Source organism: Plantactinospora mayteni (assembly GCF_016862935.1).
GTDB lineage: Bacteria > Actinomycetota > Actinomycetes > Mycobacteriales > Micromonosporaceae > Plantactinospora > Plantactinospora mayteni.
Window position 1 is genome coordinate 238,553 of sequence record NZ_BONX01000003.1, and the last position, 24,159, is coordinate 262,711.

Annotated in this window: 20 protein-coding genes; 13 read left to right on the forward strand and 7 right to left on the reverse strand. The window is 73.8% G+C overall.

The window, feature by feature from the left end; genetic code table 11:
* The first annotated feature begins 1 nt into the window (after nucleotide 1).
* Together Pma05_RS43380 and Pma05_RS43385 are read left to right on the forward strand one after the other, a co-directional pair.
* A complete protein-coding gene (locus tag Pma05_RS43380; protein WP_275414638.1) occupies nucleotides 2–124 on the forward strand; it encodes a hypothetical protein in 123 nt (40 codons plus the stop codon).
* Nucleotides 125–377: 253 nt separating this feature from the next.
* Nucleotides 378–2,918, forward strand: a complete 2,541-nt coding sequence (locus tag Pma05_RS43385) for an AfsR/SARP family transcriptional regulator (RefSeq protein ID WP_203855706.1) — start codon at nucleotides 378–380, stop codon at nucleotides 2,916–2,918.
* On the opposite strand, the gene Pma05_RS03100 is transcribed toward Pma05_RS43385, so the two are convergent.
* Nucleotides 2,835–4,559, reverse strand: a complete 1,725-nt coding sequence (locus Pma05_RS03100; protein WP_203855707.1) for a carboxylesterase/lipase family protein — start codon at nucleotides 4,557–4,559, stop codon at nucleotides 2,835–2,837. The two genes, Pma05_RS43385 and Pma05_RS03100, sit on opposite strands and share 84 nt — an antisense overlap.
* A gap of 255 nt (nucleotides 4,560–4,814) precedes the next feature.
* Here Pma05_RS03100 and Pma05_RS03105 point away from each other — a divergent pair, with 255 nt between their 5' ends.
* Nucleotides 4,815–5,795: a TetR/AcrR family transcriptional regulator C-terminal domain-containing protein gene (locus Pma05_RS03105; RefSeq protein ID WP_239311579.1), complete on the forward strand. Its 981-nt coding sequence runs from the start codon at nucleotides 4,815–4,817 to the stop codon at nucleotides 5,793–5,795.
* Nucleotides 5,796–5,994: 199 nt separating this feature from the next.
* Here the strand turns inward: Pma05_RS03105 and Pma05_RS03110 are convergent, their stop codons facing one another.
* Entirely contained in the window at nucleotides 5,995–9,633 is a 3,639-nt protein-coding gene (locus Pma05_RS03110; protein WP_203855709.1) for a class III lanthionine synthetase LanKC N-terminal domain-containing protein, read from the reverse strand.
* A gap of 370 nt (nucleotides 9,634–10,003) precedes the next feature.
* Here Pma05_RS03110 and Pma05_RS03115 point away from each other — a divergent pair, with 370 nt between their 5' ends.
* The 4 genes from Pma05_RS03115 (at nucleotide 10,004) to Pma05_RS03130 (ending at nucleotide 14,171) form a co-directional block, all read left to right on the forward strand.
* Complete coding sequence (locus tag Pma05_RS03115; RefSeq protein ID WP_203855710.1) at nucleotides 10,004–10,501, forward strand: hypothetical protein; 498 nt, start codon at nucleotides 10,004–10,006, stop codon at nucleotides 10,499–10,501.
* 27 nt (nucleotides 10,502–10,528) lie between these two features.
* A complete protein-coding gene (locus Pma05_RS03120) occupies nucleotides 10,529–12,781 on the forward strand; it encodes a sensor histidine kinase (protein ID WP_239311581.1) in 2,253 nt (750 codons plus the stop codon).
* Between the two features lie 80 nt (nucleotides 12,782–12,861).
* Entirely contained in the window at nucleotides 12,862–13,533 is a 672-nt protein-coding gene (locus tag Pma05_RS03125) for a response regulator (protein ID WP_239311583.1), read from the forward strand.
* A gap of 125 nt (nucleotides 13,534–13,658) precedes the next feature.
* A complete protein-coding gene (locus tag Pma05_RS03130; RefSeq protein ID WP_203855712.1) occupies nucleotides 13,659–14,171 on the forward strand; it encodes a DinB family protein in 513 nt (170 codons plus the stop codon).
* A 157-nt stretch (nucleotides 14,172–14,328) separates the two neighbouring features.
* Here Pma05_RS03130 and Pma05_RS03135 read toward each other — a convergent pair whose 3' ends face one another.
* The 3 genes from Pma05_RS03135 to Pma05_RS03145 all read right to left on the reverse strand — a co-directional run bounded on the left by Pma05_RS03135 (nucleotide 14,329) and on the right by Pma05_RS03145 (nucleotide 15,860).
* Nucleotides 14,329–14,913, reverse strand: coding sequence for a Clp protease N-terminal domain-containing protein (locus Pma05_RS03135; protein WP_307836833.1), 585 nt, complete (start codon nucleotides 14,911–14,913; stop codon nucleotides 14,329–14,331).
* A complete protein-coding gene (locus Pma05_RS03140; RefSeq protein ID WP_203855713.1) occupies nucleotides 14,910–15,146 on the reverse strand; it encodes a helix-turn-helix domain-containing protein in 237 nt (78 codons plus the stop codon). The genes Pma05_RS03135 and Pma05_RS03140 overlap by 4 nt, the downstream gene beginning before the upstream one ends.
* A 96-nt stretch (nucleotides 15,147–15,242) precedes the next feature.
* Complete coding sequence (locus Pma05_RS03145) at nucleotides 15,243–15,860, reverse strand: bifunctional 4-hydroxy-2-oxoglutarate aldolase/2-dehydro-3-deoxy-phosphogluconate aldolase (RefSeq protein WP_203855714.1); 618 nt, start codon at nucleotides 15,858–15,860, stop codon at nucleotides 15,243–15,245.
* A 142-nt stretch (nucleotides 15,861–16,002) separates the two neighbouring features.
* Here Pma05_RS03145 and Pma05_RS03150 point away from each other — a divergent pair, with 142 nt between their 5' ends.
* From Pma05_RS03150 to Pma05_RS03170, 5 genes are all read left to right on the forward strand, one after another.
* Nucleotides 16,003–16,992, forward strand: a complete 990-nt coding sequence (locus tag Pma05_RS03150) for a PP2C family protein-serine/threonine phosphatase (protein WP_203855715.1) — start codon at nucleotides 16,003–16,005, stop codon at nucleotides 16,990–16,992.
* Nucleotides 16,993–17,127: 135 nt separating this feature from the next.
* Nucleotides 17,128–17,973, forward strand: coding sequence for a universal stress protein (locus tag Pma05_RS03155; RefSeq protein ID WP_203855716.1), 846 nt, complete (start codon nucleotides 17,128–17,130; stop codon nucleotides 17,971–17,973).
* Between the two features lie 58 nt (nucleotides 17,974–18,031).
* Nucleotides 18,032–20,404 (forward strand): phosphoketolase family protein, encoded by a 2,373-nt coding sequence (locus Pma05_RS03160; protein WP_203855717.1) that lies wholly within the window; start codon nucleotides 18,032–18,034, stop codon nucleotides 20,402–20,404.
* A 148-nt stretch (nucleotides 20,405–20,552) separates the two neighbouring features.
* Nucleotides 20,553–20,996 (forward strand): phage tail protein, encoded by a 444-nt coding sequence (locus Pma05_RS03165; protein WP_203855718.1) that lies wholly within the window; start codon nucleotides 20,553–20,555, stop codon nucleotides 20,994–20,996.
* A 4-nt stretch (nucleotides 20,997–21,000) separates the two neighbouring features.
* A complete protein-coding gene (locus Pma05_RS03170; RefSeq protein WP_203855719.1) occupies nucleotides 21,001–21,537 on the forward strand; it encodes an NUDIX hydrolase in 537 nt (178 codons plus the stop codon).
* A gap of 29 nt (nucleotides 21,538–21,566) precedes the next feature.
* Here the strand turns inward: Pma05_RS03170 and Pma05_RS03175 are convergent, their stop codons facing one another.
* Both Pma05_RS03175 and Pma05_RS03180 read right to left on the reverse strand, forming a co-directional pair.
* A complete protein-coding gene (locus tag Pma05_RS03175; protein WP_203855720.1) occupies nucleotides 21,567–22,190 on the reverse strand; it encodes a mycothiol-dependent nitroreductase Rv2466c family protein in 624 nt (207 codons plus the stop codon).
* 110 nt (nucleotides 22,191–22,300) lie between these two features.
* Entirely contained in the window at nucleotides 22,301–23,350 is a 1,050-nt protein-coding gene (locus Pma05_RS03180) for an aldo/keto reductase (protein ID WP_203855721.1), read from the reverse strand.
* Between the two features lie 156 nt (nucleotides 23,351–23,506).
* Here Pma05_RS03180 and Pma05_RS03185 point away from each other — a divergent pair, with 156 nt between their 5' ends.
* On the forward strand, nucleotides 23,507–24,091 hold the full coding sequence (locus tag Pma05_RS03185; RefSeq protein WP_203855722.1) for a hypothetical protein: 585 nt from the start codon (nucleotides 23,507–23,509) through the stop codon (nucleotides 24,089–24,091).
* Nucleotides 24,092–24,159 lie beyond the last annotated feature (68 nt).

Consider the following 24,159-nt stretch of genomic DNA (forward strand, 5'->3'; position numbering starts at 1 on the left):
GATGCGAGTCGGCCGCGTCGAGGTCCGCCCGCTCGGTGGCGGACCGGGCTGCCTGCTGACGATCCTGATCTCGATCCTGGGCTCGATCGCGCTGACCGTACTCGTCAACCTGATCCTCCGCTGAACCGTTCGGCCTCCCCTCGTGGTCCCTTGGGTGGGAGACGGGGTGAACCCCCGGCGCCGTCCAGGTCGAAGAGGTTCACCGATCGGCCGGCCGGCGTTCGACCGACCGGCCCGCGGCCCGGGCGTCGCCCGGCGTGTCGGGCGATCCTCCCGACCGGCCGGGTCAGCTGTCCCTGGCTCGGCCCCGACAGTTGCACAAGGCTCGGCCCCAGGCAGTCGTACGGCTGTCGCGCGGCGACGCGGCGGAGACGAGTATGCGGTTCAGAATCCTGGGTCCCCTGTCGGTCGAGGTTGCCGGTGCTCCACTCCGGATCCGGAGCGCCCGGGTGTCGACCCTGCTCGCGACCCTGCTCCTGGAGGCCAACCGGACGGTGCCGACCGACCGGCTGATCGAGGCGGTGTGGGGCTGGCACGCGCCGCCGACCGCCCGTGCCCAACTGACCATCGTGGTGTCCCAACTGCGCCGGCTGCTCGCCCAGGCCGGCGTGGCGCGACCGGTGGTGTTCACCGAGACCGCCGGCTACCGGCTCGCCGCGACGACCGACGAACTCGACGCGCTGCTGTTCGAGCGGTACGTCGCCGACGCGGAGCGGGCGGCCTCGACCGGCCGGCCTGCCGAGGCCGTCCGGTGGTTCAATTCCGCGCTCGGCCTGTGGCGCGGACCCGCGCTGGCCGGGGTGCCCGGTCAACTGGTCGGGACCGCCGGCACCCTGCTCACCGAGCGCCGGGCCGCGATCCGGGCCCGCCGCATCGCACTCGAACTCGCCCTCGGCCGGCACGCCGACCTGGTCACCGAACTGGTCGGGCTGGCCGCCGCCGATCCGTTCAACGAGCGCTTCCGGGAAGACCTGGTGCTCGCGCTCTACCGCTCCGGGCGGGTGACCGAGGCACTGGCGGCGTACCAGGACTTCCGGCAGCGGCTCGCCGACGAGGTCGGCATCGAGCCCGCCCCGCGACTGGCGGTGCTGCACCGGCGGATCCTGAACCGCGATCCCGCGCTCGACCTCCCGGCAACGGCACCCGCCGCGCCGAGCCGGACGGCGCCGACACCCGCCCCGAGCACCGACCTGGCGTCCGCTCCGGTGCCGAACCGTACCGAGGCGGCGCCGGGAGATCCCCCGGGCACCGCCGTCGAGTCGGGCGGTACCGAGTCGAACCGGCCGGGACGGCGCCCGGGCGGCCCACCGGCCCGGCGCCGGCTGGTCGGACGACCGGGTCGCCGACCGGCCGGGATGCCCGGTCGACGGCCGGGCGGGCAACCGGGCGGCCCGGCCCGTCGCCGGCCCAGCGGCCGGGACGGTACGACCGAGCAGCCCGCCGGGCAAACCGGTGACACCCCGGGCGCCGCCTGGACTCTCCCGGCCCGACCGGAACCGCCCACTGCCACCGCACCCGCCATCGCACCCGTCACCGCCGCACCGCCCGTCCCCGCACCAACGGTCCCGGAAACGTTCGTCGCCGGGGCGTCCGTGGTCGGGGCTTCTGTCGTCGGGGCGTCTGTGGTTGGGGCATCCGTGGTCGGGGCGGTGGCGGTCGGACGGTCGGACGGAGAGCTGCCGGCCAGACCGTGGCAACTGCCGCTGGCGGTCGGGGCCGACCGGTCCCTCGCCCAGGCCGTCGAACGGCTCACCGACGGTACCCGCCGGCTCGACCGACCCGCCGACGGCGACCGGGACGTACGGCGGGGGCTGGCCGGGGCGTACCAGCGGCTGGTGGGGTGTCCGGCGGTGCTGCTCCGGCGCCTCGGCACGCTGCCGGTGGCCGAGTTCCCCGGCTGGCTCGCCGGCCCGCTGCTGGACACCGACCGGAGCACCGCCGAGCAGGCTCTCGCCGAGCTGACCGACGCCGGGCTGGTGCAGCCCGTACCGGACCGCCGCACAGGGCTGCCCCGCTACCGGATGCCCGAACTGGTCCGGCTGTACGCCCGGGAGCGGGTCGGCTTCGACGATCCACCGCCGATCCGGGCGACGGCGCACCGCCGGGCGTACTGGTGGCTGCTGGACCTGGCGCTGCGCGCCGACCGGCAGCTTCCCGACCAGGTCTTCCCGGCCGGCGCGCTGGGCCTGCCGCAGGGGTTCGGGCCGGACGCCGAACTGCTGCGTGCCGTCGACACCGACCCGCTCGGCTGGCTCAGCGCCGAACGGCATCTGGTGGTCGGCGCCGCCGGGCAGGCCGGCGGACTCGGCGACACCGAGCTGGCCTGGCGGCTCGCCGTGGCACCTACCAACTTCCTGCACCAGCGCGGGCTCACCGAGCTGTGGCAGCGCGCGGTCGAGCACGGGCGGGCCGCGGTACGGGGCCGCGGCGGTGCCGACCGCGCGCAGGCCCTACTGTCGCTCGGCAACGCCCTGCTGCTGCTCTCCCGGGCCGAGTCCGCCGCGGCCTGGACGGCGGCCCGGACCGCCCGGCGACTCTTCGACGAACTGGGCGACCCGGACCGGGCGGCGGCCTGTGCGACCGTCCAGTGGCTGGCCGGGCAGCGACCCGGTCCGGCGGCGAACCCGCTCGGCGAACGCGTCGGGGCCCGGCGTGGCACCGACGAGCCCGCACCGCTCCGGACAGCGGGAACGCTGCGCGGGGTGATCCGACGGATCGGGGTCGCACCCCGGGCGACCCCGATCCTCTGCCCCGCCGACCCGCCCGAGCCGCCGCCGCGCCGGACGGCCGCCGGCCTTCCGGCCCCGCGCCGGGCAAGCCCGCCGTACTCACCATCAGTCCAGCAACCGCCAGAAGTCGTAGCGGTGTTCCCCGGCCAGGTCCGTCCGCCGGATCCCGCCCTGTCCCGGGGCGAGTGACTGGACGTACCTGGACCGCTCGTCATACGGGGACCAGCCGGGGCTGCCCGGACCGTTCGGGTCGCCGGTGTGCGCGAAGCGGGTCCAGTACCGGACGAGCTGGTCGGCGAGCCTCCGCTGTCCGGCGTCCAGCGGCTCCGCGTACCCGACGTCGAACAGGTACGGAAGCTCGGCCAGGTGGTAGGCGCCGGTCGGGAAGCTCGGCACGGGTTCCGCCGCGAACCACGGGGCGTACGGGTCGGCGAACTCGTAGACGAAGCTCGGCACGTACTCGGCGAACCGGGCGGCGGCGTCGAGCGTCGGACGGACGTACTCGAAATCGGTCAGCACCGCGGCCAGCGCCTCGCTGGCGGAGCCGTGGTCGCCTCGCGGGTAGCGGTCCCGAACGGCGGATGCCTTCGCCCCGAAGGTGGCCGTGAGCTGCTCCTGGTATTGCCGCTCGGTGAGGGCGCACCGGCCGCTGCCCGGCCCGTCCGGGCAGTTCGCGCCCGACCGCTCCATGCCCCAGAGCTGGGCGCGGTACTCGTCGGAGGTCACCCCGGTCAACACCGGTACCCGGTGGAACCGGCCGGTGGCCAGCGCTCGGGCCGGGTCGACCGGCAGCACCGATCCGCCGGCGGACGGACCGGAGTCGAACCCGAGCCCCGGGTAGCCGGCCTTGGCCAGCAGTTCGGCCGGTGACCTGTCGCGCAGGCAGTCGGCGACCCCGGCCGGATGATCGGCGCAGCCGAGTTCGCCGGCCAACGCGGCGCCCTGCCGCTCCGCCTCCTGGCGGCCGGGCAGCGGGCTGGTGCAGGAGTTGCTCTGCATGACCACCCGGTCGAAGAGACCGGCGGAGGCGGGCGCGGCCAGGTGCGCGCAGACGCTGGTCGCGCCGGCCGACTGGCCGAACAGCGTGACGTTGCCCGGGTCACCGCCGAAGGCCGCCGCGTTCTCCCGCACCCAGCGCAGCGCCGCCTGCTGGTCCTCCAGCCCGAAGGTGCCCGACGTCGGCTGTCCGGGCCCCCGGTCCAGCGCCGGGTGGGCCAGGAAGCCGAGCGGGCCGAGCCGGTAGTTCAGCGTGACGACGACGACCTGGCCCGGTACCGCCAGCGACCGGCCGGGGTACGTGTCGCCCTGGCCGAACAGGAAGTGCCCGCCGTGCAGCCAGACCATCACCGGCAGCTTCGCTCCCGGCCGGGCCGTCGGGGTGGTGACGTTCAGGTACAGGCAGTCCTCGGAGTCGCTCTGCCGGTCCATCGGCAGGCCGGGCAGCTGCGCGCAGGCGGCACCGGGGCGGGTCGCGTCGCGTACCCCGGACCAGGGCGGGACTGGCTGCGGCGACGTCCAGCGGCGGTGGCCGACGGGCGGGGCCGCGTACGGGATGCCGGCGAACGAGCGGTGGTCGGCCGCGACACTGCCCCGGACGGCTCCGGCCGCCGTCCACACCACCGCCGCCTCCGGCCGGGACCGGTCGGCGTCGACCGGGCCGGGGTCGACCGGGCCGGCGGCGCCGGTCAGGACGGCCGTACCGGTGCCGACGGCGGCGGCCAGCACGACCGCCGTCGCGATGGCCCGGACGCGGGTACGGCGCGGCCCGCCGCGTCGCGCGCCGGCCGGCCCGGCCAGGCGGGCGAGAATCGCCCGGATGGTGGTTCGCACTGGTCCTCCCGGAAGTCGTCGACGAATCGCCGACACGAAGTACGCACCGCTGCGTACGCCGTAGATTGGCTTGGGCGTACATGGTTGCCGTGCGGCGGACAGGGCGTCAAAGGCCAGGCCGGATGGCACTAGCGCACTGGATGGTGGCACCATAGCCGACCTGGAGAACTGTGGCGGGGCACAACCGGTCCGCTATGCTCGGACCCGCCAAGTGCTCTAGTGCGCTGCGCGTGGCCGTGCCGACCGGAGGTGACCGTGACCCGCCCCGATCCGCCGTACCTGCGGATCGTCGCCGTGCTCCGCGCCCGGATCGACTCCGGTGACCTCGGACCGGGCGACCAGGTCCCGTCGACCCGGCAGATCATGCGGGACTGGGGCGTCGCGATGGCGACCGCGACCCGGGTGCTGAGCACACTCCGCCAGGAGGGTCTGGTGGAGGCGGTGCCGGGCCGGGGGACCGTGGTCGCGGCCGGCAGGTCCCGGCCCACCCCGCCGGCCGATCGCCGCGCTCCGGCGGGCCGCCAGCCGTCCGCCACCGGCCAGCGCCGACAGGTGCCCCGCCGCCCCGAGGCGGAGCTGAGCCAGCGACAGATCGTCCGTGCTGCGACCGGGATCGCCGACGCCGAGGGGCTGCCGGCGACGACGATGCGACGGGTGGCGACGGAACTGCGGGTCGCCACGATGTCGCTGTACCGGCACGTACGCGGCAAGGACCACCTGGTGCTGCTGATGGCCGACGCCGCGTTCGGCGAGGACAGCCTGCCCGATCCACCGCCACCGGGCTGGCGGGCCCAACTCGAACTCGTCTGCCGGCTCCAGTGGGCGATCTACCGGCGCCATCCGTGGCTGGCCCAGGTCGTCTCGCTCACCCGGCCCCTGCTGGCGCCCAACGCCATGGCGCACACCGAGTGGACGATGCGGGCGGTCAGCGACCGTGGTCTCGACCTCGACACCATGCTGCACGTGGCGGCAACGACAGCCAACTACGTACGCGGCACGGCGGTGAACCTGGAACGCGAGGCCGAAGCCGAACAGGACACCGGGGTCACCGACGACGAGTGGATGCGCGCCCGGCAGGCCGCCGTCGGGGCACTCTTCGCCGCCGGCTCGTTTCCGCTGCTCGCCAGGACCGCCACCCGACCCGGCATCGACCTGAACCTCGACGGTCTCTTCGAGTTCGGCCTCCAACGCCTGCTCGACGGGCTGGCACCGCTGTTCCCGCAGCCGGCCCGCTGAACGAGCCGGCCGCCACCGCCCCGGCGGTCGCCACGCTGGCCGTAACCGCTCCGAGGGTCAGCGCTTCCGGCCGCCACCGCTCCGGCGGTCGCCGCGCCGAGCACCGTGTTCCGGGCGCTGGCCCGGGCCTATCCGCGCACTTGGATCGTCAACGCATCCGGGCCGTCAGCGCACCTGGACCGTCAACGCATCCGGGTCGTCAGCAGCGGCAGGTTGGGCCGCCGGCGCAGGGCGTGACCGGCCGGCCGGATCCGCTCCGCCAGGCCGGTATCCCGACGGCTCCGACCGGGGTGCCGACCGGCTGATCCGTCCCGTGGTAACCCGACTCCACGGCCGGGTCCGGGTGGAACAGTCGCGCACCGCCGAGGCGGAGCCGGAGCAGGAAGGCCAGTCGGCCGGCCGGATCGGGATCGTCGGTACCCGGCCGCTCCGGCCCGTCCGGCCGATCGGTACCCCCGGCCGGGCCGGCGCCGGTCGCCCACCACCTCGTGGCCAGCGCCTCGGCCCATGCGGCGTACCGGGCGTCGCCGGTGGCCCGGGTCAGGTCGAGCAGGAACTCGCCGTCACCAGCCGACCCCGGCTCGCCCCCGGGCAGGTACCCCGCGCCCCGGCCGCCACCGTGCCGGGGCCACCGGCTCGTGGTGACCGCGCGGGCGGCGGCCACCGCCGCGTCCCGGTAACGGGAGTCGCCGGTGTGGACGTAGGCACGGGACAGGAAGGAGCCGATCCCGGCCGGGTCGTCGGAGCAGGCCCGCCGCTCGGATCCGGTGCCGACGGACGGGGTCGGCCAGTGCGCCCTCCCGTCGACAGGCCGGGCGGCGTCCAGCAGGGTCTCCGCGCAGCGGACCGCAGCGGCGGTCAGGTCCCGCCGACCAAGCAGATGCCCGGTGGCCAGCAGGAATGCGCCGATTCCGGCGGTGCCGTGCGCAAGGCCGTACGACCGCAGCCCGGCGCGTACGGAGTCGAACGACGGGTCGACCGTCCACACCATCGCGCCGCCCGGGTCGACGGTGTCGAGCAGGTGTCCGGCCACCGCCGTGATCCGGTCGCGCAGCGCGGGCAGATAGGTGTGCTGCCACACGCGCAGCAGGCCGGTGCCGAGCCCGGCGAGACCGTTACCGAGTCCCGGGTCCGGCCAGCGCACCGGCAACCGGAGCGCCAGCTCGACGGCCCGGTCCACCAGGTACGGCCGGCCGAGCAGCCGCCCGGCGTCGCTGAGCGCCCAGACGGCGGCGGCGGATCCGGCGGAGAGTCCGGGTAACCGCTGCGGTTCACCGTCGAGCGAGTGCAGCAGCCGGTCCAGCAGGAGGTCCAGCACCCGTGCCGCGCCGGCCGGTCGAGCGGGTTCGCCGGTCGCCGGACGGTCGACGACCAGCCGGGTCAGTGCCGCCACCGACCGGGCGATGCCCGCACATCCCCGGACCGGGGCGAGTTGTCGGTCGGGTCCCGGCGCCGCCCAGAACGGCCCGGTGGCCCAGCCGGGCCAGCCGGCACCGGCCGGCCGGGCAGGCAAGGTGGACCGGGCGCCCGACCGGTTCCCAGAGTCGACAGTGGACCGTGCACCCGGTGCCGGGTCGAGCCGGAGGACGACCTCCTCGACCAGTCCCCACCAGGCCGATTCCGGCAGCGTCGCCACCGCCTCCGACTCCGGCAGCATGGCCACCGCCTCCCGTTCCGGCAGCGTGGCCACCGCCTCCGGGTCCGGCAGCGTGGCCACCGCCTCTGGCAGGGCCTGCCCATCGGGGCCGGAGTTGGGGTCAGACCTGGGGCTGGGGCCGAGGCCGGGGCCGGCGCCCGAAATCACGGGCTCGTCCGTTCGACGGATGCCCTCGTCGGATGCCTCGGCGCAGAGCGCGACCACCTCGTCCAGCCCGATCCGGTCGGCGGGCTCCGCGCGCAGCAGGCCGGTGACGATCCGGCGCAGCGGTGCCGGAACCGGTGGCCCGCCGAAGGAGGGCTCCAGCAGCGCCGCCGCCCACTCCTCCGGCGATCGTGCCGGCAGCCCGACGGACCCGACCGACGAACCGCCGCCCGCCATGTCGACCCCGGCCGGGGAGACCCGGCCGGCCAGCCAGAGGGCCAGCACCCCGAGGCTGAACAGGTCGGCCGCCGGGTCCGGCGCCGCGCCGCGCCACTGCTCCGGAGCGACGTACCCGGGCGCGCCGGAGTGCCGCAGGTCGAGGTACGACCAGTCGTCCGGTCCGCCGGTACGCAACGCCGCCAGTTCCAGGTCGACCAGCCGGAGTTCCCCGTCCGGCAACAGCAGTACGTTCTCCGGCGCCAGGTCCCGGAGTACCACCCCGACCGGGTGCACCGCCCCGAGCAGCCGGGCCAGCCGGTCGAGCAGGTGATGCCAGCCGGGCCGGTCCGGGCCGGCCACCGGAAGGTCCGGCGGGTCGGTGGACAACGGCCGCCCCGGAAGCAGCTCCTCGACCAGGAACCGGTGGTCGCCCTGCACGAACTCGCGCAGCGGCCGGGGCGTCACGCCGAGCGGGAGCAGGTGTCGCAACACCCGCGCCTCGTGCCCGAGCAGGTCCCGGACGTCCCGGTCGTACGCGTCGGCACCGACGTACGGCCGGGCCTCCTTGATCAGGACTGTGACCCCGGTACGCAGGTCGCGCGCCCGGTAGACGCCGCCCTTGTTCGCCTGCCGGATCGCGCCGGTGACCGCGTACCTGCCGCCGATCAGGACCTCGGCCGGTCCGGTCGGGTCGACAGGCCCCCACGTACCTGTCGACCCGACCGCCCCCGTTGACCCGGCCGCCCCCGCCGGCCTGACCGGGCCCCCCGACCCGGCAGGTCCCCCCGACCGCGCGGACTCCCCAAACCGCGCGTCTCCCCCCGACCGAGCAGGTCCCCCCGACCCGGCCGGGCCCTCCGACTCGGTCGAGCCCCCCGACCGAGCCAGAACCCCGGGCCCGGCCGGGTCCCCCGGTCCGCCCCCCACGGACCCGGCCGTCCCCGTCGACCCGATGACCGGATCGGCGGTAGACGTCCCCAGGACCTGCATCGACGCCACCGACCAACTCGGCCCGGTCGGACCGGCCGGCCACACCGGCGACCCGAGCACCGCCGGGGCCGGTCGTTCCGGCACGGAGTCGAACGGCAGTTCGACCCAGGCCGGTGGCCGGAAGACCGGCTCGCACCGGTCCTCGACCAGGTTGCCCTCCGGATCGACCAGACAGCGCCGGTACCGGCCGTCGTTGTCCAGCACCACGACCCCGCCGAAGGCGCCGTAGCGGTAGTGCACCACCCCGCCCGACCGGTACGGGCGGTCGGAGAGGACGGCCGGCCCCACGTAGCCGACCGTCGCCTCGTCGAGACGTTTCGCCAGCTCCCGGAAGAGTTCGTCGGTCGCCGGGTGGACGGTGAGGAACTTTCCGGCCCCGGCCCGTGGCGAACGGGGACCGTTGAGTTCGGCGAGTCCCGCCGTGGTGGCCACGAAGGCGAACGCGGTACCGGTCTCGACCAGCACCGGCACGCACGCGGCGAGCACCTCCGGCGCGTTCGACGGCGTCGCCGAGACGTGCAGCTTCCACCCCTGCGACCGGTTGACGGGCAGCGCCGGAGCGACCACGGTCCGCCCGGCCCGTTGCTGGACGGTCCAGCCGGCCAGACTGATCCGGTCCAGCAGCTCGCCGACCAGCTCAGCCGGCTCACGCAGGTCGGCCGGCTCAGTCAGGTCGGCCGGCTCAGTCAGGTCGGCCGGCTCACGCAAGTCGGCCGGCTCACGCTGCCCGGACCATGCCGCGCGGCGGGCCGCTGCCCGGGTCCACCCGCGCACCGGCATGGCGAGGCCGGAACTCCGGCTCGCGGTTGCCGACGACTCGGGCCTCATAGTTCTCCCCGGTTAGCGGTTGGCGAAGTGCCGGCCGTGGTGAGTGGCGAGCCGGCACCGCCGACGAGAGTGCCGGTCCGGCGCATCGTCCGGGCATCGACCCGATATCGAGTACGTGCGGCCGGGTGCCGACGCCGCGCTCCGGTCGGGTAGCCGTCGAAGATCCGGTCGGGTACCGGACCGTACGGAGACAGGCCGGATTTTCCCGAGTGGACTGGGACACCGGTCCCGGGCCTGCGGGACGTACGACGGGACAGAATGCTGAGCCGACGGACCGTTCCGCGCCCGTTGGACACCGGGCCTAGGCTGCGGGAGGAAACCGTCGCCACCAGCGCGAAGACCGTCGAGATTGGATTACGAGGGGAGTGTCATGACCGCTAAGCCGATTCGTCCGGTTCGCCCGACGGAGATCGAACCGATCGTCATCGCCAGCGACAACAGCTTCGCGCACGCCTACGGCAGTGTCGCGGAGATGCTGAGCGAGAAGGACATCGGCGCCAAGGCCCAGGGCGGCCTGGAGTTCTTCGACAAGGCGGGCCGTCGACTCGCGCCGGTACTCAGCCACTCGTGGGAGCTGGAGGGGCTGGTGCCGACGCTCGAGGACCCGGACCCGGAGCTGATCCAGGGCCGGTTGCAGGCCGTCGTCCAGCACGTCGGGGACTACATCCGCCGGCACCCGGAGATCGTCGTCGACTCCGGGCTGACCGCGGACGAGGCGATCGCCGCCCTGCCGCAGCTCGGCGGCGGCACGCTGACCGAAGATGCCGCGCACTTCCCGGGCGGCGACTCCCCGGCGGGAGGCGTCCGGCTGATGGATCGGGGCGGCTGGTTCCACAACTCACTGCACGCCGCCGGCTGGACACACTGAGAACTTGATCGGACAGGGGTAGCAGGGGTGACGTCCACCGAGGACACCAGACGATGGCCCACACGCAGGGTCGCCGCGCTGGTCGGGGCAGCCATCGTCGTCGCGCTCGTGGTGGTCGGGCAGTACGTCAGTGACCGCGGGCTCTGGGTCGAACAGACCGGCGAGACCGCGGTGATCGCGGTCGCGTTCACCGTGCTGGGCGTACTGGTACTGATCGGGATGCCCGGGCATCTCGTGGGCCGGCTCATGCTCGCCGCCGGGGGGGCGGCGAGCGTGGCCGTGCTCGCGGAGAGTTGGGGAACCTGGCTGCCACTCGCCTGGCTGAGCCAGTGGACGTGGTGGGTCCCGTACGGGCTGATCTTCCTCACCCTGCTGGTCTTCCCGGACGGGCGACTGCCCTCGCGGCGCTGGCGTCCGGTCGCCGTGGTGATCATCGGCGGGACGATCGTCGCCGCCCTCGCCTACGCGACCGCCGCCCTGGACGACCCCTACAGCCTGGTCAGCGACCCGGAGCCGGCGCCGACGCAGCGGGCTCGGACGCTCGTACTGGTCGCACTCCTCGCCATCGGGGTGACCGTACTCGGGCTGATCACGACCCTGGTCTCGCTGGTGTTGCGCTGGCGGCGGGCCGACGGTGAGACCCGGGCCCAGCTCGCCTGCCTGCTGGCGTCGGCGGTCCTGCTGCTCCTCGGGCTCGTGCTGGAGGTCATCAACCTGCCCGGAGCCTGGGTGATCATGGTGGTGGCGATACCCATCGGGCTGGCCGTCGCGGTACTTCGCTACCGGCTGTACGACCTCGACCAGGTGATCAACCGGACCATCGTCTGGCTGGTGATGAGCCTGCTGGTGATCGCCGCCTTCGTCGGGCTGATCACCCTGCTGCGGGACCTGCTGATGGCGGGCAGCACCTCGAACGCCTCGCTGGTCGCGACCGGGCTGATCGCGGTTGCCTTCGAGCCGGCCCGGGGTCGGGTGCAGCGGGGGGTCAACCGGCTGCTCTACGGCGACCGGGACGACCCGTACCAGGTGATGGCGCGGCTCGGCGAGCTGCTCGGCCGTACCGTCGAACCGGGTGCGGTGCTGCCGCTGCTGACCGACACCATCGCGCGGTCGCTGCGGGTGCCGCACGTCGCGGTCGAGGTCGAGGGGCGGGACGGGCCGCGCGTCCTCGCCGCGCACGGTGTCGCGAACACTCCGGTCGAGGCGTTCGACATGGTGACCCGGGGGGAACGGGTCGGCCGGCTGCTCGTCGCGAACCGGAGCGCGGCGAGCCGGTTCACCCCGGTCGAACGCCGGCTGCTGGGCGACCTGGCGGTGCACGCGGCGGTGGCGGCCGAGGCCGTCCGGCTCATCCACGACCTACAGGAGTCCCGGGAGCGGCTGATCACCGCCCGCGAGGAGGAACGCCGCCGACTCCGCCGGGACCTGCACGACGGGCTCGGCCCGACGCTGGCCGGAATGGCCATGCAGGTCCGGGCGGCGCACAAGCTCGTCGCCGGGCAGCCCCGGACCGGCCGGATCCTCGACGCGCTCACCACGGACCTACAGACCTGCACCGCCGAGGTACGCCAGCTCGTCGACCAGCTCCGACCACCGGCGCTGGACCGGGGGCTCGCCGCCGCGCTACGCAACGAGTGCGGCCGGTTCGACGGCCCGAGCCTCTCGGTCCGGTTGCAGGTCGACGGGAACCTCCAGGGGCTGCCGGCGGCGATCGAGGTGGCCGCGTACCGGATCGTCGCGGAGGCGCTGAACAACGTGACCCGGCACTCGCAGGCGAGCACCTGCCGGGTGAACGTGCACCGGGACCGGGCGCTGACGGTGGAGATCGTGGACGACGGGGTGGGACTCGGCCCGCGCCGGCCCGGTGGTGTCGGCCTCGACTCGATGCGGGAACGGGCCACCGAACTCGGCGGCGAATTCGACATCGCCCCGACGAGTCCACATGGTACGTCCATCCAGGTGCGTTTGCCGTTCCAGCCGACCGTACCCGACCAGGCGACGGGTACGGCGACGCAGGACAGCCCAGCCACCCTCGGCCGGGAGGCCACCGACCCACCGGCCGGAGATGCCGCCACCACCGGCCGTACGGAGGGCGACACCAGGACCGATCCCGGGACCGGCAACCCGGACGGCCGCTGGGGGGTGACCCACCGATCCGTCGACGCCGGCCCGGAGTCGGGGTTGCCGCAGCCGCGCGGCGGGCCGGCACAGCCCGCCAGTACGGCCCCGCCGGTCACCGGCAGCCAGAGTCCGGACAGCGACGCCGGCCGGATCGGCTAGCCCGCTACGCTGAACCCGCGATGCGCAGCCCTGCCCCGCGATGCCTTTCTGCCGGTCACTGGCTGCGCACAGAATGCGATGTGCGGGCAGAGGCGGCGACGAGCATGGTGCACGGTGGACGGATCCTCATCGTCGACGACCACCCGGTGGTGCGCCGAGGGCTGCGCACCATGCTCGAAGGCGAGCCGTGGGTGAGCGAGGTGTTCGAGGCCGCGACCACCGCCGAGGCGATCAGCACCGCGGTCAGCGAGCGGGTCGAGGTGATCGCGATGGACGTGACGCTGCCGGACGGTGACGGTGTCGACGCCACCGCCCGGATCATCCAGTCCCGCCCGGAGACCAAGGTGCTGATGCTGACCATGGCCAACGACGAGGAGATCGTGGCCCGGGCACTGCGGGCCGGCGCCCGGGGGTACGTGCTCAAGGACACCGATCCGGACGCCGTGATCGACGCGCTGCGTACGGTCGCGCAGGGCGGGGTGGTGCTGGGGCCGGGGATCGGGCCGTCGGTGCTGACCGCGCTCAACCGGGGGCCGGTCGAGCTGCCCGCCCCGTTCAACCAGCTCACCGCCAGGGAACGGGACATCCTCGGCCGGCTCGCCTTCGGCGACACCAACGCCAAGATCGCACGGCACTTCGGACTCAGCGAGAAGACCGTACGCAACCAGCTCTCCGCGATCTTCGCCAAGCTGGGTGTCGCAGACCGGGTCCAGGCGGCCCTGCTCGCCCGCGACGTCGGGCTCGGCACCTGAGCCGTCCAGCTACTCACCCACCCACAGGTCGACACGGGTCACCGTGTGCTGTTACTCCCCTTGGAGGGGGAGTAACAGCACACGGACGTCCGATGGGCAGCGCCGTCGGTCGCTACAGTGACCGCATGATCGATCCGCCGCTCGCGCCCGAGGAACAGGTTGCCACCGCTGGTGAACGGGCGGTCTGGGAGGCGTTCCTCGACTGCCAGCGGCGGGAACTCGCGGAGAAGATCGCCGAGGTGTCGGACCAGGATGCCCGGCGTCGGCTCGTACCCTCGCTGACCACGCTCGGCGGGCTACTCAAGCACCTGTCCGTGGTCGAGCGGAGCTGGTTCCAGCGCCGGCTGGCCCAGCGGGAGCCGGTCGAGATCGCCGGTTGGGTGGACGGCGGCGACCCGAGCTGGACCCTCGACCCCGACGACACGGTCGAGAGCCTGCTCGCCGAGTACGCCGAGGCGTGCGCGGAGTCGCGTCGGGTCGCCGCCCGGTTCGCCCTCGACGACACCGCGCCGCACGCCCGGCTGGGCCGGGTCTCGCTGCGCTGGATCTACGCCCACATGATCGAGGAGACCGCCCGGCACGCCGGGCACGCCGACATCCTCCGCGAACAGCTCGACACCGCCCGCCCGACGGTCTGAGCCGTCGACCGACCGCCGAGGAGTCCGCGCCGTCGACCGGCCCCGGCGGCCCGGGACGACCTCGATCGGGCCGGGCCGCCGACCTCGACCGGCCAGTCGGCTCCGAGCCGACCCGGTCGGCGACCAGCCGACCCGAGCCGCTCCGGGCCGGTGCCGGTCAGGCGGCCGTGCGGAAGGAGTCTAGGGTCCGGCGGCGTAGCTCGGCGAGGTCCACCCCGGCCTCGGTCAGCACCAGGGCGGCCAGCCCGTTCCCCTCGCGGAGCAGTCCGAGCAGGATGTGCTCGGCGCCGATCTCCCGGTGCCGGAGCTGGACCGCCTCGCGCAGCGCCAGCTCCAGCACCTTCTTGGCCCGGGCGGAGAACCGGTTGGAGAAGTCCCAGCCGCCGAGGAGACCCCGCCGGGCCGACCGGGCCGGTGGCGCTTCCAGGGCACCCTCGCCGAACGACTCCTCGAGCTTGGAGCGCACCGCCGACAGGTCGATCCCGATCGAGCGGAGCGCCTCCGCGTCGCGGTCGCCGAACTCCTCGGTGCCACGGCCGACCTTCCGGTCGATCGCCTCGGTCACCCGTGCGGCGTCCACGCCGGCCTGGTTGAGCAGCCCGGCGACCGGGCTCTTCTCCCCGTTGAGCAGGGCGAGCAACAGGTGCTCGGTGCCGACGTTGCGGTGCCCCAGCCGCTCGCGCGCCGCCACGGCCCCCCGGACCACGTCCCGGGCCTGCACCGTGAACCGCTCGAACATCATGCCCCTCCCTGGGTACGCGCCGACCCGCGGCCGGCGTGCTTCTTGTGTACTCCCTGCCTGCTGACCTCGAGTGCGTCGGCGATCTCCTGCCAGGACCAGCCCTGGCGCCGGGCGTTGTCGACCTGGACGACCTCCAGGCGTTCCAACAACCGGCGCAGGGCCAGCACGGCACGCAACCCGACCCGTGGATCGGTGCTGCCGGCCGCCGCCGCCAGATCCGTTGCCTGACTCATAGTGTCAACTTAGGTTGACAGCGCCATCTCTGTCAACCCCAGTTGACACGATCGGCACGAGGAGCCCTCACCGGCACACCGCTGTGTCGCGCCCGGTCAGGAGACGGCGGCGCGGAACGCGGTGGCCCGCAGCCGCAGTGCGGCCAGGTCACCGCCCTGGGGCGCCGTACCGAGCAGGGACTCGGAGGCGCCGACCGCGACGGCGCCCGCCGACAGGTATTCCGGAGCCGACTCGACGTCCACCCCACCGAACGGCACGAACGGGACGTCCGGAAACGGCTCCCGGAGCGCCCGGAGATAGGCCGGGCCACCCAACGACGCGGGAAAGAGCTTCACGGCCGCCGCCCCGGCCAGGCTGGCCGCGACCACCTCGGTCGGGGTCAGCGCGCCGACCAGGACGGGCAGCCCGAGCCGGACCGCCTCGGCGACCGCCGGCACCAGTCCCGGGGTCACCACGAACGACGCACCGGCCTGCTCCGCCTGCACCACGTCGGCCTCGGTGAGCACCGTACCGGCGCCCAGCGGCGCGTCCGGGCCCAACGCCGCCCGGGCCCGGACCAGTACCCCGACCTCGTCCCGGGAGGTCAGCGACACCTCGACCAGGGCGATCCCGGCCTCCGCCAAGGCCAGTACGCTGGCCAGCGCCGCGTCGGGATCGTCGCCCCGCACGACGGCGAGCAGCCGGTACCGGCGCAGCACGTCGGGCAGGTTCACCGCTCCATCCTCGCAGTCGAGTCCGCCCCGCGCGGCGCAACGGGACCGGGCCGAGCCGGCACAGAACCGGCAGCAGCGGAGATTTGCGAGGATTCGCATATACCGCCCGGGCCGGTAGGCAAATCCTGCTAACCTCCCCGCCATGCACCGAAGCCCTCTGACGGGTCCGGACCGGATGCCCGCCGAGGGCGACGTCAGCCGCTCGTACCCGCTCGCCGGCCACCGGCTCAGCGTCGCCGGGGGCAGCCGGGTCGGCCAGCGCTACTCGGCGAACTTCGACGTACTGCACGTCGACCCGGTGCTCCCGTTCCTGGCGGTCGCCGACGGGATGGGCGACGGCCGGGGCAGCACGATCGCCGGTGGCACCACCATGGAGACCATGGTCGCCGGGGTACGCGCGGCGGCTCCCGACATCGGCCCGGGTCAGCTCCGCGCCGCGATGGCCCGGGCACAGTCCCGGGTACGGGCGGCCGGCAGCGGGCTGGACGAGCTGACCGGCTGCACCTTCACCGGCCTGGTCGTCGTGCCACCAGCCACCGGACCGGGTGACGCCGGCTCGACTCCGACGCTCGGCCACGCCGGCTCGACTCCGACGCTCGGCGGCACGGTCACCGAGGTGCCGTTCCCCGCCGAGCCGGGCGTCGCCGACCAGGGATCACGGCGTACCGCGCCGGTCGCCCGCTCGGCGCCGGGCGGTGCGGCACCGGGCCCGGCCGGGGCGGCCGAACTCTCCGGCTGGATCGTGCAGATCGGCGACTCCCGGGCGTACCGGCTCCGGGACGGGCTGCTCGAACTACTCACCGTCGACCACACGGCCGCCTGGCTGGGTGCCGTGTACGGCTGGTATCCGGCGGACTCCCCGGCCGCCGCCACCGCCCGATACCAGCTCACCCGCTATGTGGGCCACCCCGCCATGCCCGAGCCGGACCTGCTCAACGTCGCGCTGCGGCCCGGCGACGTCTACTGCCTCTGCACCGACGGGGTCGCCGAACAGCTCGACTACCAGCGGCTGGCCGACCGGCTCGGCGCGACCGGCAGCCTCGCCGAGACGGTCCGGGGCATCCTCGCCGACACGCTGGTCGCGGGCGGTCGGGACAACGCCACGATGGCCGTACTGCGGGTCGAGCACTGATCGAACGATCCACCGCGCGGGCGTACTGGCCGAATCCGGCGACGGCCGCCGCAGCGCCCGGATACTCTCGGCTGGTGCAGAAGACACGTCACGTAGTCGGTGGCGGGCCGGTGGCCGAGTGACCGCGGGGCGACGGTGAGCGCGCCGCAGGACGCGCTGGTCGTGGTCGGGGTCGACGACTCCCGGCTGAGTATGGCGGCGGTCCGGCTGGCGGCCCGCGAGGCGGCGCTGCACTCCCGCCCGCTGCGCGTCGTGCACGCGTTCAACTGGGTGGCGGACCCGTCCGAACCGATTCCGGAGGAGCCCCGCCGCCCCGCCGAGGAACTGCTGCGCCGGGCGACCGAAACCGCGGCCGGGGCGCAGCCCGGGGTCGAGGTCTCCTGCGCGCTCATCGAGGGACCGGTGATCACCACCCTGCTCCGGGAGTCGGGTTCCGCCGCGCTGCTGGTGATCGGCGACGGCGGGCTCTCCGTGGACCCCGACGTGCCGGCGGCCTCCGACGCCACCGCCGTACAGCTCGCGGCCCGGGCCGGTTGCAGCGTGCTGGTTGCCCGGGAACAACTGCCGTCGACCGGGCCGGTGCTGGTCGGGGTGGACGGCTCGGCCAGCTCGCTGAGCGCCCTCGACTACGCCTTCGACACCGCCGCGCGGCACTCGACCGACCTGGTCGTGGTGCAGGTCTGCGACCCGGACGGTACGGACGGCGCCCCGCCGCCCGAGGTCGTCGAGCAGCTCGCCGAGGCGGTCGCGCCGTGGCAGCGGAAGTACCCCTCGGTCCAGGTCGACCAGCAGGTCCGGACCGGCGACCCGGAGTCGGCGCTGGCCCACGAGACGCGCCGGGCCGAACTCGTGGTGGTCAGCGCGCGCGGCGACGAACCGTGGCGCGGCATGCTCGGCTCGGTCAGCCAGGCGATGCTCTACCACTCGGCCTCGCCGGTCGTGGTGGTACGCAGCGCGCACGGCGTGTACATCCAGGAGTGAGCGCCCCGGGATGGCCGTTCCGGTCGCGGGTCGGCCCGAGCCGGGGCAGGCTCGGGTGATGGAGACCGTGCTGGACCCGCAGTCCCGGCTCACCGACGAGGAACTGGGCCGGATCGACGCGTACTGGCGGGCCGCCAACTATCTGAGCGTCGGGCAGATCTATCTGCTGGCCAACCCGCTGCTACGCGAGCCGCTGCGGCCGGAGCACGTCAAGCCGCGCCTGCTGGGCCACTGGGGTACGGACCCGGGGCTGAACCTGGTCTACGTACACCTGAACCGGTTGATCGTGGCCCGCGACCTGGACGCGATGCTGGTGACCGGCCCGGGGCACGGCGCTCCGGCGATCGTCGCGAACACCTGGCTGGAGGGGACCTTCACCGAGCTGTACCCGTCGGTGGGCCGGGACGAGGCCGGGATGGCCCGGCTGTTCCGGCAGTTCTCCTTCCCCGGCGGGATTCCGAGCCACGTGGCGGCGGAGGTGCCGGGGTCGATCCACGAGGGCGGCGAGCTGGGCTACTCGCTCGCGCACGCCTACGGGGCCGCGTTCGACAACCCCGACCTGCTGGTGGCATGCGTGGTCGGGGACGGCGAGGCGGAGACCGGTCCGCTGGCCGCGAGCTGGCTCTCCACCATGTTCCTCGATCCGGCCCGGGACGGCGCGGTGCTGCCGATCCTGCACCTCAACGGCTACAAGATCGCCAACCCGACGGTGCTGGCCCGGCTGCCCCAGGAGGACCTGCTCGGCATGCTGCGCGGCTACGGCTACCGGCCGTACCTGGTGGCCGGGGACGAGCCGGGCCGGGTGCACCGGGAACTGGCGGCCTGCCTGGACCGGGCGCTGGCCGAGATCGCCGAGATCCAGCGGCGGGCCCGCCGGGGCGGGCCGGTCGAGCGACCCCGCTGGCCGATGCTGGTGCTACGCACTCCGAAGGGCTGGACCGGGCCGGGCGAGGTGGACGGCGAGCAGGTCGCCGGGACGTGGCGGGCCCACCAGGTCCCGCTGGAGGGGGTACGCGACGACCCCGGGCACCTGGCCCAGTTGGAGCGCTGGCTGCGGTCGTACCGGCCGGAGGAGCTCTTCGACGCGACCGGCGCGCCCGTTCCGGCGCTGGCCGACCTGGCGCCGCGCGGCAACCGGCGGATGAGCGCGAACCCGCACACCAACGGCGGCGTCGTACTCCGCGACCTGGTCCTGCCCGACTTCCGGCGGTACGCCGTCGAGGTGAACCGGCCCGGCAGCCCCTCCACCGGGGCGACCGGGGTGCTCGGCGGCTGGCTCCGGGACGTCATCGCGGCCAACCCGGACCGGTTCCGGCTCTTCGGCGCGGACGAGGTGGAGTCGAACGGGCTCGCCTCGGTCTTCGAGGTCACCGACCGGGTGTTCGTCGGCGCGACCGAGCCGGCCGACGACCACCTCTCCCCCGGCGGGCGGGTAATGGAGGTGCTCTCCGAACACCTCTGCCAGGGCTGGCTGGAGGGCTATCTGCTGACCGGCCGGCACGGCCTCTTCACCAGCTACGAGGCGTTCATCCACATCGTCGACTCGATGCTCAACCAGCACGCCAAGTGGCTCAAGGTCACCCGGGACATCCCGTGGCGCCGCCCGGTCGCCTCGCTCAACTACCTGCTCTCCAGCCACGTCTGGCGGCAGGACCACAACGGCTTCTCGCACCAGGATCCGGGCTTCATCGACCACGTCACCAACAAGAAGGCCGAGATCGTCCGGGTCTACCTGCCGCCGGACGGCAACACGCTGCTCTGCACCATGGACCACTGCCTGCGCAGCCGGCACTACATCAACGTGGTGATCTCCGGCAAGCAGACCGCGCCGAACTGGCTGCCGATGGCGCAGGCGGAGCTGCACTGCCGGCGCGGGCTCGGAATCTGGGACTGGGCCAGTACCGACGCCGGGGCCGAGCCGGACGTGGTGCTCGGGTGTGCCGGCGACGTACCGACGCTGGAGACGCTGGCCGCCGCCGACCTGCTCCGCCGGCACCTGCCCGAGCTGAGGGTCCGGGTGGTCAACGTCGTGGACCTGATGCGGCTGCAACCCGCCAGCCTGCACCCGCACGGGCTGGCCGACCCGCAGTTCGACACCCTGTTCACCCGGGGCCGGCCGGTCGTCTTCGCCTACCACGGCTATCCCTGGCTGATCCACCGGCTCACCTACCGCCGGACGAACCACGTCAACCTGCACGTCCGGGGTTACCAGGAGGAGGGCACCACCACCACGCCGTTCGACATGGTGATGCTGAACGACCTGGACCGGTTCCACCTGGTCATGGACGTGATCGACCGGGTACCCGGGCTGGACACCCGGGCCGCCCACCTGCGTCAGGCGATGGTCGACGCCCGACAGGAGTGCCGCGACCACACCCGACGGTACGGCGAGGACCACCCGATGGTCGCCCGGTGGCAGTGGCCGGGCTGAGCCGGAGTGGGGCCGACCCGCTCCGGGCCGGCGGTCCGCCCCCGACAGGACCCGCCGAATTGGGGACTGCCCGGGAGCGGCTGGACCTGGTTATCTGGTGACACCGGTTGTCACGCCCCGTGCCGACACCGGCACCGAGGAGGCAGAGATGCCACTACCCGAGCACGACGTCGCAGTCGGCCACTCGTTCGCCCTCGACCTGGACGGGACGGTGATCTCGCAGATCACCGAGGTCTCCGGCCTGCGACTCGGCCAGGACGTCGTCGAGTTCAAGTCGAACACCCCGGACGGCAAGTACGTGATCCACACCGTGCCCGGCCGGCCGCACGACGGCGAACTGACCCTGGTCCGGCCGCGACGCGACGGCAACAGCTTCGAGGGGTGGATCGCGGACATCCGCGCCGGCCAGGGCGGCGAGGGCGGATCCGCCGCCGCCGTGCTCGTGCTCGACGCCACGGGTACGCCGGTCAAGCGCTACAGACTCGTGGGCGTGAGCCCGAAGCGCCTGGAGGTCAGTACGATCACCAGCGGCGGCACCGGCGTGTTGACCGAGAAGCTGGTGCTGACGTACGAGGCGGTGGAGGTGGAGTAGTCCCGTGGCACGATCGGCGGACGAGATCCTGGACATCGTCGACGAGCGGGACCGGGTGGTCGGGCAGGCCCCACGCGGCGAGGCGTACGCCCGCCGGCTCCGGCACCGGGCCGTCTTCGTGTTGGCCCGCGACCCGTCGGGGCGGATCTTCGTGCATCGGCGTACCGCGCAGAAGCTCGTCTTCCCGTCCCGCTACGACATGTTCGTCGGCGGGGTCGTCGGCACCGGTGAGACGTACGACGAGGCGGCCCGGCGCGAGGCCGAGGAGGAGTTGGGTGTCACCGGCCTGCCCGCGCCGACGCCGCTGTTCAGGTTCCTCTACGAGACTCCCGAGCACACCTGGTGGTCCGCCGTCTACGAGGTGCGCTGCGCGACTCCGGTCGACCCGCAGGTCGAGGAGGTCGCCTGGCACGCGTTCCTGACCGACGAGGAGTTGGCGCGGCGGCTGGCCGAGTGGGCGTGGGTACCGGACGGGCTGGCCGCGTACCACCGGCTGCTCGGCTGGCGCCGGGACCGCGAGAACTCACCTCAACCCGGATAGTCGAGCCTCAACCTGGGGATAGTCGAGCCTCAACCCGGATAGTCGAGCTGCGGCTCGGCGTGCGGGGCACCTTTCAGCTCGTGGAAGCCCGGCACGCCGGCCACCAGCAGCGTGCCGTCCCAGAGCCGGCCGGCCTGCTCGCCGGTGGGGATCCGGGAGATGACCGGGCCGAAGAAGGCGATCCGGCGGCCGTCGGTACCGGTCACCGCGATGATCGGGGTGCCGACGTGCTCGCCGACCAGCGCGATCGCCTCGGCGTGCGAGGCGCGCACCGCGTCGTCGTACCCGGTCGACATGCCGGCCTCGACCAGCTCGCGCGGCAGGCCGGCGGCGTCCAGCGCGGTGTGCAGGTCGCCGAGCCAGTCCCCGTCGCCCCGCGCGGTGGTCCACATCGCGGTGTAGAGCCGGGCCAGCGCCTCCGGACCGTGCTTCTGGCGCACCGCCGCGCAGATCCGCACCGGCACCCAGAGGTAGCCCTCGGGGTCGCCCTCCGGATCGTCGTCCCGCCCCTCGTTCAGCACCGACAGGCTCATCAGGTGCCAGCGCGGCTCGACCGGCCGGACCTTCGCCACCTCCAGCAGCCAGCGCGAGGTCGTCCAGGTGTACGGGCAGGAGGGGTCGAACCAGAAGTCCGCCACCGTCGTCGCCGGCATCCCCACTCCTTCCACGTCTCCTGGGAGCCTAGGCGGAGGCGCTCCGTCACGCCGACCCGGCAGGGGCGGTCGGTCGCCGGGGCGGTCTGGATGCCGCACCCGTCGGCGGGTCAGCGCCCGTCGAGGCGGGTGGCGTTCGGCCCGACCAGCCACTCGGTCTCTTCGCAGCTCGCGATGAAGTCGGCCGGAAAGCCGGCGGTGAACTCGACCGCCGCCGACAGCCGCCGCACCGCCTCGGCCGGCAGCGCCACGTCCACCGCGCCGACGTTCTCCTTGAGCTGCGCGACGGTGGTCGCCCCGAAGATCGGGTGTACCGCCCGGGATCCCGCCCTGGTCCAGGCGATCGCCACCTGCGCGGGCGTCACGCCCAGTTCGTCGGCGATCTCCTGTACCGCCGTCGTCGCCGCCTGCTCCCGGCCGCTGAGTGCCTCGAATCCCTCGCCGGCCCGATCGCCGGCACTGCCGCCCGCCCGGTTTCCGGCACTGCCGCCGGCCCGGGTGTGCCGGCCGGAGAGCAGGCCGTGCGCCAGCGGCGACCAGCTCGCCACGGTCATCCCGAACGCCTCCGCCATCGGCAGCAACTCCCGCTCGATGTCCCGTTCCAGCAGGTTGTACGGCACCTGGAGGCCCACGAACGGCGCCCAGCCGCGCCACTGCGCGAGGGTGTTCGCCCGGCTGACCACCCAGGCCGGCGCGTCGGAGATGCCGAGGTAGAGGATCTTGCCGGCCTGCACGGCGTCGTCCAGCGCCCGCATCGTCTCCTCGATCGGCGTGTGCCGGTCCCACACGTGCACCCAGTACAGGTCGATGTGGTCGGTACGCAGCCGCCGCAGGCTGGTCTCCAGGGAGAGCCGGAGGTTCTTCCGGTGGTTGCCGTACCCGTTCGGGTCGGTGCTGTCCCGCGACGCGGTGTACTTGGTGGCCAGCACCACCCGGTCCCGCCGCCCGACCAGCAGCTCACCGAGGATCCGTTCGCTCTCCCCACCGCCGTAGTTGACCGCCGTGTCGACGACGTTGCCGCCCGCGTCCAGGTACGCGTCGAGGACGTCGCGGGCGACCGGCAACGGAGCGCCCACCCCGCCCTGTGTACCGAAGCCCATCGTGCCGAGGAACAGCTCGGAGACGCGCAGACCGCTCTGGCCCAGTAGTCGATACCGCAAGAGAACTCCCTGTCGTCGCAACAAATCGCAACCACCACTGTGCCGACCTGGGCCACCGGATGGGAGGCTCCGGGAAGGCTAGCCCTGGCGGGGCCAGCCTGCCACCGGACCGGTCCACGCACACCGCCGATCGCCGACGGGCTAGGCTGCCCCGCCATGACCTCGGAAAACGTCGCGACGGGCGGATCGACGCTGCACTACACCCTCACCACCGACGACCTGCTCGACGGTCTCGCCGCACAGTCCCGCAACTTCCACACCCCCTGGTACCTGCGCTGGCCGACCACCCTGGTGGCCCCGCTGGCCGTCGCGACCGTCGTCGTGGAGTCCGTGCTGGCCGGGGAGTTCTCGACGGTCGTGGCACTGGCGGTCGGCGCCCTGCTGGTCGTACTGATGCCGGTCGTGATGGGGGTCGACTTCCTGTTGCGTCGGTTTCTCCGCAACCCCCGGCTGATCTACCGCCTGCATCTGTGGCTGCTCGTCCGGGCGAACCCGGCGCTGACCCAGCCGATGACCGCCACGGTCAGCGAGGCCGGCGTACGGGTGTGGAACGTCAGTGGGGAGATGAGCAGCGGCTGGTCGATGCACCCGCTGCACGTCGAGACGGGCCGGTCGTTCGTACTGCTCGCGTCGCGGCGCCGGGGCGCGGCCATGCTGGTACTGCCGAAGCGCGGCCTGGACGGGGCCGATCCGGCACCGCTGCGGGCGCTCCTCGCCGCGCACAGCGGCCGGCTCGGCTGACCCGCGCGCCCGCAAATAAGAATCGATCCGGATAAATTACCCTACTCCCACCCCATCGATCCGGACTG

Bases quoted from the DNA above. Each gene is read 5' to 3' on its own strand.
- Pma05_RS43380 (WP_275414638.1), top strand. From the start codon at position 2: ATGCGAGTCGGCCGCGTCGAGGTCCGCCCGCTCGGTGGCGGACCGGGC.
- Pma05_RS43385 (WP_203855706.1), top strand. From the start codon at position 378: ATGCGGTTCAGAATCCTGGGTCCCCTGTCGGTCGAGGTTGCCGGTGCT.
- Pma05_RS03110 (WP_203855709.1), bottom strand. From the start codon at position 9,633: ATGAGGCCCGAGTCGTCGGCAACCGCGAGCCGGAGTTCCGGCCTCGCC.
- Pma05_RS03115 (WP_203855710.1), top strand. From the start codon at position 10,004: ATGACCGCTAAGCCGATTCGTCCGGTTCGCCCGACGGAGATCGAACCG.
- Pma05_RS03130 (WP_203855712.1), top strand. From the start codon at position 13,659: ATGATCGATCCGCCGCTCGCGCCCGAGGAACAGGTTGCCACCGCTGGT.
- Pma05_RS03135 (WP_307836833.1), bottom strand. From the start codon at position 14,913: ATGATGTTCGAGCGGTTCACGGTGCAGGCCCGGGACGTGGTCCGGGGG.
- Pma05_RS03140 (WP_203855713.1), bottom strand. From the start codon at position 15,146: ATGAGTCAGGCAACGGATCTGGCGGCGGCGGCCGGCAGCACCGATCCA.
- Pma05_RS03150 (WP_203855715.1), top strand. From the start codon at position 16,003: ATGCACCGAAGCCCTCTGACGGGTCCGGACCGGATGCCCGCCGAGGGC.
- Pma05_RS03160 (WP_203855717.1), top strand. From the start codon at position 18,032: ATGGAGACCGTGCTGGACCCGCAGTCCCGGCTCACCGACGAGGAACTG.
- Pma05_RS03165 (WP_203855718.1), top strand. From the start codon at position 20,553: ATGCCACTACCCGAGCACGACGTCGCAGTCGGCCACTCGTTCGCCCTC.
- Pma05_RS03175 (WP_203855720.1), bottom strand. From the start codon at position 22,190: ATGCCGGCGACGACGGTGGCGGACTTCTGGTTCGACCCCTCCTGCCCG.
- Pma05_RS03185 (WP_203855722.1), top strand. From the start codon at position 23,507: ATGACCTCGGAAAACGTCGCGACGGGCGGATCGACGCTGCACTACACC.